Source organism: Corynebacterium sp. HMSC065D07 (assembly GCF_001810695.1).
Lineage (GTDB): Bacteria > Actinomycetota > Actinomycetes > Mycobacteriales > Mycobacteriaceae > Corynebacterium > Corynebacterium hesseae.
In genome coordinates, this window is the sequence record NZ_KV802470.1 from 45,928 (window position 1) to 59,203 (window position 13,276).

The 13,276-nt window shown below is 61.6% G+C and carries 12 protein-coding genes; 1 reads left to right on the forward strand and 11 read right to left on the reverse strand.

Annotated elements, in window-relative coordinates; translation table 11 throughout:
- Window positions 1–24: 24 nt before the first annotated feature.
- From atpA to rho, 11 genes are all read right to left on the reverse strand, one after another.
- Complete coding sequence (gene atpA / locus HMPREF2760_RS08645) at window positions 25–1,665, reverse strand: F0F1 ATP synthase subunit alpha (RefSeq protein WP_070528750.1); 1,641 nt, start codon at window positions 1,663–1,665, stop codon at window positions 25–27.
- A gap of 60 nt (window positions 1,666–1,725) precedes the next feature.
- Entirely contained in the window at window positions 1,726–2,541 is an 816-nt protein-coding gene (locus HMPREF2760_RS08650) for a F0F1 ATP synthase subunit delta (RefSeq protein WP_070563259.1), read from the reverse strand.
- 6 nt (window positions 2,542–2,547) lie between these two features.
- Window positions 2,548–3,120, reverse strand: a complete 573-nt coding sequence (locus tag HMPREF2760_RS08655; RefSeq protein ID WP_070597072.1) for a F0F1 ATP synthase subunit B — start codon at window positions 3,118–3,120, stop codon at window positions 2,548–2,550.
- Window positions 3,121–3,165: 45 nt separating this feature from the next.
- Window positions 3,166–3,408 (reverse strand): ATP synthase F0 subunit C, encoded by a 243-nt coding sequence (locus HMPREF2760_RS08660; RefSeq protein WP_010187073.1) that lies wholly within the window; start codon window positions 3,406–3,408, stop codon window positions 3,166–3,168.
- A gap of 99 nt (window positions 3,409–3,507) precedes the next feature.
- On the reverse strand, window positions 3,508–4,320 hold the full coding sequence (gene atpB, locus HMPREF2760_RS08665) for a F0F1 ATP synthase subunit A (RefSeq protein WP_070525178.1): 813 nt from the start codon (window positions 4,318–4,320) through the stop codon (window positions 3,508–3,510).
- A gap of 447 nt (window positions 4,321–4,767) precedes the next feature.
- Window positions 4,768–5,202, reverse strand: a complete 435-nt coding sequence (locus HMPREF2760_RS08670) for a Cg1360 family ATP-synthase-associated protein (protein WP_070525176.1) — start codon at window positions 5,200–5,202, stop codon at window positions 4,768–4,770.
- A gap of 16 nt (window positions 5,203–5,218) precedes the next feature.
- Entirely contained in the window at window positions 5,219–6,394 is a 1,176-nt protein-coding gene (locus HMPREF2760_RS08675; protein WP_070525174.1) for an MraY family glycosyltransferase, read from the reverse strand.
- A gap of 10 nt (window positions 6,395–6,404) precedes the next feature.
- Window positions 6,405–7,082, reverse strand: coding sequence for an L-threonylcarbamoyladenylate synthase (locus HMPREF2760_RS08680; protein ID WP_070597073.1), 678 nt, complete (start codon window positions 7,080–7,082; stop codon window positions 6,405–6,407).
- 54 nt (window positions 7,083–7,136) lie between these two features.
- The gene (gene prmC, locus HMPREF2760_RS08685) at window positions 7,137–8,036 is read right to left on the reverse strand and encodes a peptide chain release factor N(5)-glutamine methyltransferase (RefSeq protein WP_070597074.1); all 900 of its coding nucleotides are present in this window, start codon (window positions 8,034–8,036) and stop codon (window positions 7,137–7,139) included.
- A 24-nt stretch (window positions 8,037–8,060) separates the two neighbouring features.
- Entirely contained in the window at window positions 8,061–9,137 is a 1,077-nt protein-coding gene (prfA, locus tag HMPREF2760_RS08690; protein ID WP_046648926.1) for a peptide chain release factor 1, read from the reverse strand.
- Complete coding sequence (gene rho / locus HMPREF2760_RS08695) at window positions 9,137–11,053, reverse strand: transcription termination factor Rho (RefSeq protein WP_070597075.1); 1,917 nt, start codon at window positions 11,051–11,053, stop codon at window positions 9,137–9,139. The genes prfA and rho overlap by 1 nt, the downstream gene beginning before the upstream one ends.
- Window positions 11,054–11,520: 467 nt before the next feature.
- Between rho and HMPREF2760_RS08700 the strand changes: the two genes are divergently transcribed.
- Window positions 11,521–13,272 carry a long-chain fatty-acid--CoA ligase gene (locus HMPREF2760_RS08700; RefSeq protein ID WP_070597076.1) on the forward strand — a complete coding sequence of 584 codons (1,752 nt, stop codon included), beginning with the start codon at window positions 11,521–11,523 and terminating at the stop codon, window positions 13,270–13,272.
- Window positions 13,273–13,276 lie beyond the last annotated feature (4 nt).

Sequence of the window (13,276 nt, forward strand, 5' to 3'; positions counted from 1 at the left end):
TTAATTCTTAGAGCGTGCGAAACTCTATTTGGCCGTCTTGCGGGAGACGTTGAGCTCGGTCTTATTCACGTCATCCGCGGCGAGCGGGTCAACCGGTGCCTCGGTGCCGAGGTTGTTGCCCTCGGTCGTGCGGAAGGACGGAATGAAGTCCTTAGCAGCTGCAACAAGTGCATCCTTGGACTCGTCGGTCAGAGCGGTACCGCCCTGGATCTGCTCGAACACCTGCGGGGTTGCAGAGTTGAGGTGATCGTGCAGCTCCTTCTCGAAGCGGCGTACGTCCTCGACGGGAACGACGTCGAAGATGCCCTGGTCTGCGAGGAAGATGGACACCATCTGGTACTCGACAGGCTGCGGGGAGGACTCGGACTGCTTGAGCAGCTCGACGAGACGCTCACCGCGCTCCAGCTGAGCCTTGGAGGCCGGATCCAGGTCGGATGCGAAGGCCGCGAAGGCCTGCAGATCACGGTAGGCAGCCAGCTCAAGACGCAGGTTACCGGCGACCTTCTTCATACCCTTGGTCTGTGCGGCACCACCAACACGGGAGACCGACACACCGACGTTAATTGCCGGACGGACGCCCTGGTTGAACAGGTCGGACTCCAGGAAGACCTGGCCGTCGGTAATAGAAATAACGTTGGTCGGAATGAAGGCGGAGACGTCGTTCGCCTTGGTCTCGATGATCGGCAGTGCGGTCATGGAACCTGCACCCATGTCGTCGGAGAGCTTCGCAGCGCGCTCCAGCAGACGGGAGTGGAGGTAGAAGACGTCGCCCGGGTAAGCCTCGCGGCCCGGCGGACGGCGCAGAAGAAGGGAAATCGCACGGTAGGCCTCAGCCTGCTTGGTCAGATCATCGTAAATGATCAGCACGTGGTTGCCCTGGTACATCCAGTGCTGACCCAGAGCTGCACCGGAGAACGGTGCCAGCCACTTGAAGCCGGCGGCGTCGGATGCCGGAGCCGCCACGATGGTGGTGTACTCCAGTGCGCCGTGCTGCTCCAGGGTGTGGCGCACACCAGCAATGGTGGAGCCCTTCTGGCCGATGGCGACGTAGATGCAGCGGACCTGCTTGTTCTTGTCGCCAGATTCCCAGTTAGCCTTCTGGTTCAGGATGGTGTCGATACAGACAGCGGTCTTACCCGTCTTACGGTCACCAATGATCAACTGACGCTGACCGCGACCAATCGGGGTCATCGCGTCAATAGCCTTGATGCCGGTCTGCATCGGCTCTTCCACCGGCTGACGCTGCAGCACGGACGGTGCCTGCAGCTCGAGGACGCGGTCCTCTTCAGCGGTGATCGGGCCCATGCCGTCGATCGGCTGGCCCAGGGGGTTAATTACGCGGCCGAGGAATTCCTCGCCCACAGGGATGGAGAGAACCTCGCCGGTCCTCTTGACCTCGTCGCCTTCTTTAAGCGACTCGAAGTTGCCCAAGACCACGACACCGATGGAGTTGGTGTCAAGGTTCTGTGCGACGCCAATCACGCCGCCGGGGAACTCGAGCAGCTCATTCGCCATGACGGACGGCAGGCCCGAAACCTGCGCAATACCGTCAGCTGCCGAAATGACCACGCCGACCTCCTCACGGGAGGCCTCCGCGGAGTAGCTCGAGGTGTAGTTCGCAATCGCGCTACGGATCTCGTCGGAGGAGATCGTCAGCTCCGCCATGTTCTTCCTGCTCTCGGTAGTATCTTCCAGCAATTACTTAATCGTTTCTGTCGTTTCGGCTTATGCCATCTGCGCACGAAGGCGAGCAATCTTGCCTGCCGTCGAGCCATCGATGACTTCGTCGCCGACGCGGATGGTCATACCACCGAGGAGGCTGGTGTCAACCTCAGAGTGGATGGACATCGCACGACCATAAATTTTGCCCAGCTTTTCAGCGAGTGCTGCCCGCTGGCTATCGTTCAGCTCACCCGCGGTGGTCACTCGCGCGATGGTACGGCCCTGCAGCTTGGCTGCGGTGTCCGCCAAACCGGCGAGATCATCAATCGGGTTCTGCTCCGGGCGGCCAATGGCCTGCAGCGCGAGCGCCTCAGTAACCATCGTGACCTTGCCGTAGAGCACGCTTGCCAGCAGCCCGACCTTACGATCGGACGTAGCAGTACGGTCTGAAAGCAGCTGGGTCAGTTCGCCTTCGCGGTCAAGCACGCGCGACAGGGAGAAGAGCTCGTCTTCCACCTGGCCCAGCTTGCCCTCAAACTCAGCGCCACGCAGCAGTGCGCGGCGGCCGAGGATGATGAGGCCACGGGCGATATCACGCGGCGTCGACCACTGTGCGGCGGCGGCCTCCTGCAGCACTTGGAGTGCAACCGGGGTGACCTTTCCGCCGAAAAGGGTCTGGGCCAGGGACTTGCGCTCCTCGGAGGTAGCGGCGTCGTCGGTCAGCGCGACACGCAGTTCGCGGTCACCGTCGAGGACGCGGACAACCTCGAAGAGGTCCTGGCCTGCCTGGGTAGCAGTCGCCACCGAGCGGTCGCCGGAGAGGAACTCATCCAGCTTGGACTCAACGGTAGCGAGTGCTTCGCGGCTAGCTGCCTTCATCGTTGCCTACTTTCCGGCCGGTGCCACAGTGTCGAGCTCGGACAGGAAGTTATCAATCGTGGAGGACTGCTTGGTGGCGTCCGAAAGTTCGCCGCCGAGCAGCTTCTCTGCCAGGTTGATGGAGTTCTGTCCGATGTCGGAACGCAGCTCAGACACGACCTGTGCACGAGAAGCTTCAAGCTGCTTCTCGCCGGCGGTCAGGATGCGACGAGACTCTTCCTCTGCAGCTTCCTTAGCCTCTGCCTCGATCAGCTTGCCGCGCTCGCGCGCCTGCTCGCGGATCTCCGCAGCCTCTGCTCGAGCGTCAGCGAGCTGAGCATTGTACTTTTCTAGAGCGGCCTTTGCTTCGGCCTGCTGAGCCTCCGCACGCTTAAGGCCACCTTCGATCCGGTCTTCACGCTCCTGCAGCATCTTGTTGTATGCCGGAAGAACAAGCTTCCAGAACACAATCAGGATGATGGCGAACGGAATGATCGACCAGACCAAGTCGTACATCTTGGGCAGAAGGATGGAGTTGCCGCTCTCCAGCGGCAGGTGCTCACTTCCCTCTGCTGCAAGGCAGTAAATGACGTTGTTCATGGGGCTCCGTTCTTAAAGTTCGATTTACTTTGTGTAAAGCGCTCTTTAGAACAGGAAGCCTGCAACGAGGCCGATAAGTGCCAGGGCCTCAACGAAGGCGATACCCAGGAACATGGTGGTACGCAGCTGGCCGGCCATCTCCGGCTGGCGAGCCATGCCCTCGACGGTCTTGCCGACGAGGATACCGATGCCCAGACCCGGGCCGATGGTTGCGATGCCGTAGCCGATAGCGCCGAGGCCCTTGAGGGTGGACTCGTCAGCAGCCTGAGCAAGAATGATTTCGTTCATGATGAAAGTCGTTCCCTTTCAATGTTTTCCCGCGAATTGTTCCGCGGGGGAAGTGGTGATTTCTGGGGTATTTAGTTAACCGCGAGGTTCGCGTTGTTGTTAGTGCGAATCTGCATGCAGCGACAGTTCGATGTATACCGCCGTCAGCAGGGCGAAAATGTATGCCTGCAGGAAGATGACGATAATTTCGTACAGCGTGAACAGAACCGCTGCGACCAGAGTGAGGCCACTCAGTGCGGTCCAACCGTTGAACTGGAAGAAGAAGAAGTTCGTTGCCGAGTACAACAGGACCAAAATGAGGTGGCCAGCCAGGAAGTTCGCCATAAGACGAAGAGCCAGCGTGACTGGACGCATGACAAACGTAGAGAAAGCCTCAATCGGTACAACAAGCACGTGCAGCAACGGCGGAAGGTTAGGGATAACCACCGAGGACTTGACGAACTTGCCGAAGCCAAAGCGCTTTGCGCCGGCGTAAATCATGGCGATGTACGCAACGACTGCCAGCACGATTGGCATACCAATACGAGCATTCGGAGAGATGTTTAGGGCTGGAACAATAGTTGCTACGTTCCAGAACAAAACACCGAAGAAGATCGTGGCCAGGATCGGAAGGAAACGACGTCCTTCCTTACGGCCCAAAATGTCTTCTGCGATGTGAATTCGTACGAAGTCAATCGCATGCTCCGCTACGTTCTGCAATCCTTTAGGAACCAGCTTCGGGTTCCTGAAGGCGACAACAAAAAGGAGCACCAAGATAGCCGCCATAAACAGGCGGACCAGCATGATGCGATCCAAAGCGAACCAACCGTTGGCGAAATCGGCGAAAAGAAGATCGACAACTCCACCATCTTCGGTTACGTGCCCCGGGAAAAATTCTGGATCCAGTTCGGGTGCGTGAAACTCACCCTTCATGGCCAATGTCGTAACGCTCAGCGTTCTCTCCCGTGTTCGGGCCACACAGCTTGTCGAAGGCTATGTGGTGCGATGGACGTCTCAAGCTCTTTGCCCTGCTCACGGACTCCGTCGCACATCAGCGTAAACAGGGCAAGGATAAACCGTACTTTTTCGGGATAGCATGACGCTAACCCGCGGTAACCCGAAGAGAATGCTATCAGTTCGCCCTCAAGTTTTCGCACGTGGGGGCAGCGTTGTGAACCTAAAGGCACAGCCCAGCGCCGTGCGGCCGCATAAAACGCCCACATTCTGCCAAAACCCTACTAAGTGTATTTGGTCACACACCCGCGTTTTCCCACCTTGACGGGGGTAATGAGCGCCCGAAGCGGCGTCATTTCGCTACACAAAAAGCCACCCTCCCGGGGTCACCGGGAGCAGTGGCTCACTGAAAAAGGTCGAGAAAGGCTAAGACACGTAGGTCACGTTGGAGGTGACCACACCCCATACCTCAGTTCCCAACGTCACCGCCAGCGCCAGGAGGACGGTGACGAAGAGAGCCATCGTGTCGTAGAACTCTAGGTCCTTGATCAGCAACAACACCATGATGAGGATGACGACCTTAAGCAACCAGCCACCTAGGACCACAGCCATCGTCGTCGAGGGTGTCGTGCGTGCGGTAATAAGCACCGAGGCCGCGGTAAAGAGCACGAAGCCGCCGCCGATGGCCGCGCCGACGAGTACTCCCCAAATTCCGGGCACTCCGCGAACGCCACCCCAGATGGACAGGGACGCGATGGTTACGACGATAAGGCCGATGACCCCGAGGCGCAGGGCGCGCTTCAGGGGGCGACGATGATCGTCGTAGGGCGAAAGCTCTTCGGAGGTCGTTGAATCAGTCACAGCCCCATACCCTACCTCAGGAAGGATCAGTTTCCAGCACCACACTGGTAGCCCGCGGCCGACGCCCAATCTTGCCCTGGCGCAGCGGAATCAGGGTCACGCCGAAGGCCACGCCAAGCGCGAGAACCGCCAAAGCCACGGCCGCAGGGGCCGGAACGATAGAAAAGGAGACGGCCCCAAACGCCACCGCGGAGACCCATAAATAAAGCACCAGTACTGTGCGTCGGTGCGTGTGCCCCAAGGAGAGCAGCCGGTGGTGAATGTGCGCCTTATCCGCAGCGAAAGGCGAGCGCCCCTGCGATACGCGGCGAATGACGGCCCAGACAAGGTCCAGGACTGGAATAAAGACCGCGGCGACCACGACGATGACGGGTGACATCAACGCCACAATGTCCACGGTGCCGTACAAAGACATGTTGATCTTGCCGGAGGCAGACGTCGACGCCGCCGCAAGGAGCAAACCAATGAGCATCGCACCGCTATCCCCCATGAAGATGCGGGAGGGCTCAAAGTTGTGAGGTAGGAACCCGGCACACACACCAACAAGAGCGGCGGCGATAATCGCCGGCGGATACGCGGACACTGCACCGCCCTGGTCGTGCAGAACCGTCAGCGAGAAGACCAAGATGGCGCCGCCGGCGATCATGCCCAGCCCGGCCGCCAAACCGTCGAGCCCGTCGACGAAGTTGATGGCATTGATAAGCAGGACCGTAAAGAACGTAGTCAAGAGTGTCCCCTGGACCTGGTCCAGGATGACCGTAGTTCCATCGCCAAAAGGCAGGAAGAGAAGCGTCCACGTCAACCCCAACCCGCTCATGATGGCCGCGGCGACGAGCTGACCGATGAGCTTGACCAGAGCACTCAGCTCTACCAAGTCATCCACCACGCCCACGAGGACGATGGCTGCGGCTGACCACAGCACAGCATTCATCTCAGGCGTGACGGGCATAAAGCCGCGAGTCAAGGCTGGAAGCTGGCCTGCGAGATAGACGGCGGCCGCAAAACCCGTGAACATCGCCACCCCGCCGAGCTGCGGTGTGGGCTGGGAGTGGCTATCGCGCAGGCGAATCTCCGCCACCTGGCCGCTGCGTACTAAGAAGGTGCGCACCAGTCCGGTGGTGAGGTAGGTAAACGCCGCCGCGACAAAGATCACCAACGCTAGCTCGCGCAGCGGCACTCCGGTTCCAGCCACTGATGTCTCCTTAAGAGGATTGGGCACCCGGGCGGGTGCGCAAGGACTCTGCGGATACTCCGATGACCTCTCCGATCTGCTCAGCGCTCAATGCGCCTTCGCGCAAAAGATAAGGGCGGGAGCCAGACAGATCGATAATGGTGGATGGCTTTCCTACCTCTGCTTCTCCCCCGTCGAGGTAGACGGTGACGGCCTTACCCAGCTGCTGCTTGGCGGCAATCGCCGTGGTGGGTGGGGTTTGGCCAGAGATATTCGCGGAGGACACCGCCATGGGGCCGACCTCGCGCAGGAGCTCGATGGCGATGGGGTGCAGCGGCATGCGCAGCATCACCGTGCCGCGGGTATCTCCCAAGTTCCACGGAAGCGAAGGCGCCTGCGGGACGACGATGGATAGTCCGCCCGGCCAGAAGGCCTCGATCAGCGTTTGGGCGGTATCATCCAACGACGCGACAAGACCTTTGACGGTATCCCAGGAGCCCACGAGCACCGGTACCGGCATGTCTGGGCCGCGGTGCTTGGTGGCCAGCAGGCTAGCCACGGCGTCGTTATCAAAGGCATCGCAGCCCAGCCCGTAGAGCGTATCGGTGGGCATCACTACAAGCCGCCCCGACTTGGCTGCCTTGACGGCAAAGGCCATTCCTTCTTCGCGCTCGGCGGCGTCCGCACAGTTATAAATCTGTCCCTGCATTGGTCTCTCCTTTAATCCCGTTCGTGTCGGCTTGTCGACCAATCTTCGACCAATCTACTGTACTCCCCGCTGTGCCGTGACAAAGCGGGCGGTGCCAGTGAGATCCTTGAGCACCTCGATGTGGCTAAATCCTCCATGCGCGCGCAGGGCTTCTTGCACCAGCTCGGAGGTGTCGTCGTCGTGCTCGATGCCCACGCGGCCACCGGGGCGCAGCAGCGCAGCGATGGTCGGGATCATCGCGTTGATGGTTTCCATGCCATCTACTCCCCCGAACACTGCCTCGTGAGGATCCTGGTAGACCTCCGGTTCCAGGTCCGGGGTTTCCGGCACATATGGCGGATTCGTCAGCACGAGGTCGACGCTGCCGTGCAGCTCCGGCAAGAGGTCCGCCTCGGTGACATCCCCTTGGACCACGTGTACGGTTCCCGCCCCGCCGTGCACTGCGGTCGCGGCGTTGCGGCGGGTGTAGGCCAGGGAGGCGTCGGCAAGCTCCACCGCCCACACCTCGGCCTGTGGCACGTAGTGCGCAACGTAGAGCGCGAGCGCTCCGGACCCAGCGCACAAGTCCACGACACGGGGAGATTCCAACGAGTTAAATTCCTTTGACCCCGACGAGTTAAGTTTCCTAAGAAACTTAACTCCCCAGTCGGCGAGCACCTCCGTCTCCGGGCGTGGAATGAACACGCCCGGGCCGACCTCGAGTTCGAGAGGACCGAACCACGCGACGCCCAGGATGTGCTGGAGTGGTTCGCGCGCTTCACGACGCCCCACCAACGCCCCATAGGCCACGTCAAAACCGGGGATCGGTTGCTCGTCGAGGGGGATGTCCATGTGCCCGCAGTGGATGAGGTGGGCGGCCAACAGGCGCGCGTCCCATTCGGGTGAAGGCACCCCGGCAGCGCGAAGGCGCTCCGTGGCATCACGAAGCGCCTCCCTATAGGTGTGAAAAGTCACCGTTAATAACCGTGCCTTAGCCTTCTAGCCCTCGGCCTCGAGGCGCTCGGCGCGCTCCTGGGCCTGCAGGGCCTCGATGAGGTCGTGCATGTCGCCGTTGAGAACGGAGTCGAGGTTATTTGCCTTGTAGCCGATACGGTGATCGGTAATGCGGTTCTCCGGCCAGTTATAGGTGCGGATGCGCTCGGAGCGGTCCATGGTGCGCACCTGGGATGCACGCTGCTCGCCGGCCTCGGCCTCGCGTGCCTCGCGCTCCATTTGATCCAGGCGGGCTTGCAGCACCTGCAGGGCGCGCGCCTTGTTCTGGATCTGGGAGCGCTCCTTCTGACAGGTCACCACCAGGCCCGTGGGCAGGTGGGTAATGCGCACGGCGGAGTCAGTGGTGTTCACGCCCTGGCCGCCCTTACCGGAGGAGCGGTAGACGTCGACGCGGATGTCCTTGTCATCGATGTTGACTGCTTCGACTTCTTCCGGCTCCGGGTAGACCAGCACACCGGCTGCGGAGGTCTGGATGCGGCCCTGGGACTCGGTCACCGGAACGCGCTGCACGCGGTGGACGCCGCCCTCAAACTTGAACACGCTCCACGCGCCATCACGGGACGGGGTCTTGGATTTGAAGGAGATGGACATGTCTTTGACGCCACCGAGGTCGGACTCGTTGAGGCCCAGGACCTCCCACTGGAAGCCGGCCTTGTCGGCGAAGCGCTCGTACATGCGGGCTAGGTCGCCAGCGAAAAGTGCTGCCTCTTCGCCGCCGGCGCCGGCCTTGATCTCCATGATGATGTCCTCGGAGTCCTGCTCATCGCGCGGAGCGAGCAGATCCGCGAGCTTCTCCTCCAGCTCCACGACGAGCGGTTCGAGGCGCTCAACCTCGGGCTGGAACTCGTGGTCCTCATAGGCCATCTCTTTGGCGTCGGCCAGGTCTTGGCGGGCCTGGACGAGTTCATCGTTGACAGCAACGATGGGGCGCAGTTCAGCGTAGCGCTTGGACAGCTTGCGGAACTGCTTCTGATCTCCGGCTACATCCGGGTCAGCCATCTGCATCTCGATGCCCTGGTACTCGGAGACGATGTCATCAACGAGGGAAACCTGGTTCGACATTATTTGTAGTCCTCCTCATCCATATCTGCCGCCATGGGCGCAGACGAGGCCACCTGCATGAGGAATTCGCCGTTGGAGCGGGTCTTCTTGAGCTGCTTGATCAGCAAATCGATGGCAGCAAAGGAATCCAGGCCGGACAGGATGCGGCGCAGCTTGGTCATGATGCGCGCCTCCTCCGGAACCAGGAGGAGTTCGTCCTTGCGGGTGCCGGACGGGTTGACGTCCACGGCCGGGAAGATGCGGCGCTCGGAGATGGCGCGGTCGAGCTTGAGCTCGGCGTTGCCGGTGCCCTTGAATTCCTCGAAGATGACCGTGTCACCGGTGGAGCCGGTTTCCACCATCGCGGTGGCGATGATGGTCAGCGAGCCACCGTTTTCGATGTTGCGGGCAGCACCCAAGAAGCGCTTCGGCGGGTACAGGGCGTTGGAGTCGACACCACCGGACAGAATGCGGCCCGACGCCGGGGAGGAGTTGTTGTAGGCGCGGCCCAGGCGGGTGATGGAATCGAGCAGGACGACGACGTCCTTGCCCTGCTCCACCAAGCGCTTGGCGCGCTCGATGGCCAGCTCCGCCACGGAGGTGTGCTCTGACGGCGGGCGGTCAAAGGTGGAAGCGATGACCTCACCGTTGACGCTGCGCTGCATGTCCGTGACCTCTTCGGGGCGCTCGTCCACGAGGACCACCATGAGGTAGCACTCCGGATTGTTCGTGGCGATGGCGTTGGCGATGTTTTGCAGGATCGTCGTCTTACCGGCCTTCGGCGGGGAGACGATGAGCGCGCGCTGGCCCTTACCAATCGGCATGATGAGGTCGATGACGCGGGTGGTGAGGATCTTCGGATCCGTCTCCAAGCGCAGGCGCTGGTTCGGGTAAAGCGGGGTGAGCTTGGAGAAGTCCGGGCGGTCCTTCGCAGTCGACGGATCCAGGCCGTTGACGGTGTCGACCTCCACCAGCTGGTTGTACTTGCGGCGGTTGCGGCCGTTGCCGTGGGTGTGGGTCGGGCCAGAAACCTTGACCTTGCCGGTCAGCGCGTCGCCGGAGCGCAGGCCCAGGCGGCGCACGAGGTTGTTGTTAACAAAGACATCGGAGCTGGCCGCGCGGTAGCCGGTGGTGCGCAGGAAGGCCACGTTGTTGTCCACGACCTCCAGGATGCCGCCGACTACCTGTACTTCATCGCCCTCGCGGATCTGCAGATCGTTGCCACCATTGCCGCCACCATCGCGGTCACGCCCGCGGCGGTTACGGCGGTTGCGGCGGTTGCGGCGGCCGCCGCCATTGTTGTCATCGTCGTTGCGGTGGTTGTCGCGGCGGTTATTGTTGTGGCCGCCACCGTTATTGCCACCGTTGCCGCCATTGCCGCGATCACCGTTATCGGAATTGTTTCCACCGCGGGACTGGTTGTCCTCGGACTTGCCGTTATTGTCCTCGGCACCGTTGTTATTTCCGTTGCCGTTGCCCTTGGCCTCTTCGCGGGCCTCGCGCTCCTGGCGGCGGGCGCGGTTGCGGCGGGCGCGGCGAGCCTGGGAGCGGGACTCGTAGCGGTGCTCGTCGTTACCGTCGTTGTGCTCGGACTTATCAGCCTTGTCAGATTTGGCAGCTTCATCAGTCTGCTGCTTCGGCTGGTCCTGCTTGCGCTTCTTATCCTGCTCCGGCTGCTCGGACTCCTGGTCTGCGGCGCCGGCAGGGCGAGAAGCCTTGCGGGTAGCGCGGCGCGGCTGTTCGTCCTTCTTGGGCTCCGCTTGGGCTGCGGCCTTCGCGCCGCGCGCTGGCACCTGGCCGGTGGTCAGTGCGGTGATGAGATCCCCCTTGCGCAGTCCGGAGACGCCGCGAAGTCCGCGCTCCGCAGCCAGCTTGCGCAATTCCGGCAGCTTCAGGGACGCGAGATCCTGTGCTGCGGTCTTGTCCGTATCGCTCACGGATATCCTTTCGTCGCTTCACCAACGCGCGCCGTCTATTCAGCCGCACCCGCATTGTGCGTGGTGCCGCTCCACGTGGGCGTTGGAAGCCAGTGTGTAATTGAGATGGTCCGCCGCCACCAGCGAGTTCACGCAACCGCGATCCCCGTGGGCGGTGGTTTTCTTTGGCTCTCCCCCCTCTCCGGCCCTGCGGAGCAGAACGTGAAGAACTCCTTGCTGAACTCCGAAAAGAACTCAAGGAAGCGGCCGCGGGTCAATCGCGGGGAGATATTTTAAGAAGGCGACTGCGAGCGTATCTCTACCCTCTCATTGCCGCGCGCACCGTTGGACTGCCATGAGTTTTTCACCGCAGGTGTGCACGCCGTGGAGGGAGCTCGGAGGTGCGAGGAAGGCTTTCCCCGCCAGTCGCGAACAACTATACCGCATCCATCCACCGCGCTCACACTGACACGGCTAAAGTGGTGCGCATGCTCTCCACAATGCAGGATATCCCGCTGTCCCTCACCCGCATCCTGGAGTACGGCTCCTCCGTCCACAGCCAAACCCAGGTAGTCACGTGGCACAGCGCCAATCCCGGCAACGAACGCGAAGAGACGACCTTCGCCGATATCGGTGCACGCGCCGCCGCTTTCGCCCACGCCCTGCATGACACGCTCGGCATCACTGGTGATGAACGCGTGGGCTCCCTGATGTGGAATTGCGCCGAACACCTCGAAGTGCTTTTCGGAACGGCCTGCAAGGGAGCGGTGTTTACGCCGCTCAACAAGCAGCTCATGAATGATCAGATCCGGCACATCATCAACCACGCCGAGGTTCGCGTCATCGTCGCAGATGCCCGGTTAGCGGAGCAGCTCGCCCGCGTATTAGACGGAGTGGAGTGCGTGCGCGCGGTGGTATTCACGGGCGTCGACAAGCCCAGCATTGCCCTGCCGGGCAACGTTGAGGTTTATAGCTACGAACAGCTTCTGGATGGGCGCTCCACCGTGTACAACTGGCCGGTGTTGAATGAGCACACCGCTGCCGCCCTGTGCTACTCCACAGGCACCACCGGTGCACCCAAGGGCGTGCTCTACTCGCACCGCGCCCTGTACTTGGAAGGTATGCAGCTGCGCTCCTCCGATTCCTTGTGTGTGACCCACGGGGAAACATTTCTGTGCTGCATTCCCATCTATCACGTGTTGAGCTGGGGCGTTCCCTTTGCGGCGTGGATGACGGGCACGCCGCTGGTGCTTCCCGACGCCGACGTCTCCCCCGCCACCCTGGCCAAAATCATCGCCGCCACCTCCCCGCGCGTGGCGCACGGTGTGCCCACCATTTGGATTCAGCTCTTCGTGCACTACCTCAAGAACCCGCCGGAGCGCATGACGCTGACGGAGATTTTTGCCGGCGGCTCACCAGTTCCGCCGCAGCTCATCAAGAGCTGGGAGGAGCGCTATGGCGTGGACGTGGTCCATGTCTGGGGCATGGCGGAAACCACCACGGTGGGTACAGTGGCGCGCCCGCCCTCAGGTGCTTCGGGTGAAGCCCGGTGGGCCTACCGTATTTCCCAGGGGCGCTTTCCTTCCTCCCTGGAATACCGGGTGGTCAATGACGGCCACGTGGTCAACACCACCGACCGCAATGCGGGCGAGATTCAGGTGCGCGGCAACTTGGTCACCGGCTCCTATTACCACTCGCCCACCTCGGAGGATGGCGGCGCTGCTCACGAGTTCCGCGGAAAAGACGTCGAGGACGCGGCCTCGAAGTTCACTGCCGATGGCTGGCTGCGCACTGGTGACGTCGGATTCGTCAACGAGGATGGCTTCCTCACCGTGGAGGATCGCGCGCGCGATGTCATCCGCTCCGGCGGCGAGTGGATCTACTCCGTCCAGTTGGAAAACCTCATCATGGCCAACCCGGTGGTGCTCGAATGCGCCGTCATTGGCTACCCCGACAAGCAGTGGGTCGAGCGCCCGCTGGCCGTCACCGTGCTTGCCGCGGATATCAGCCCCACGATTGAGACCGCCGAGCGCCTGCGTGACGGGATGCGCTCTGAGCTTCCATCGTGGATGCTGCCGGAGTACTGGACCTTCGTGAAGTCCATCGACAAGACCTCGGTGGGCAAGTTCGACAAGAAGGATCTCCGTGCCCATCTTGCCGAGGGTGCCTATAACATCATCCGGCTCAAGGGCCCAGGCGAGGCTCAACGCCTCGACGCCGAAGAAGGCGCCACGCAATAAAGGG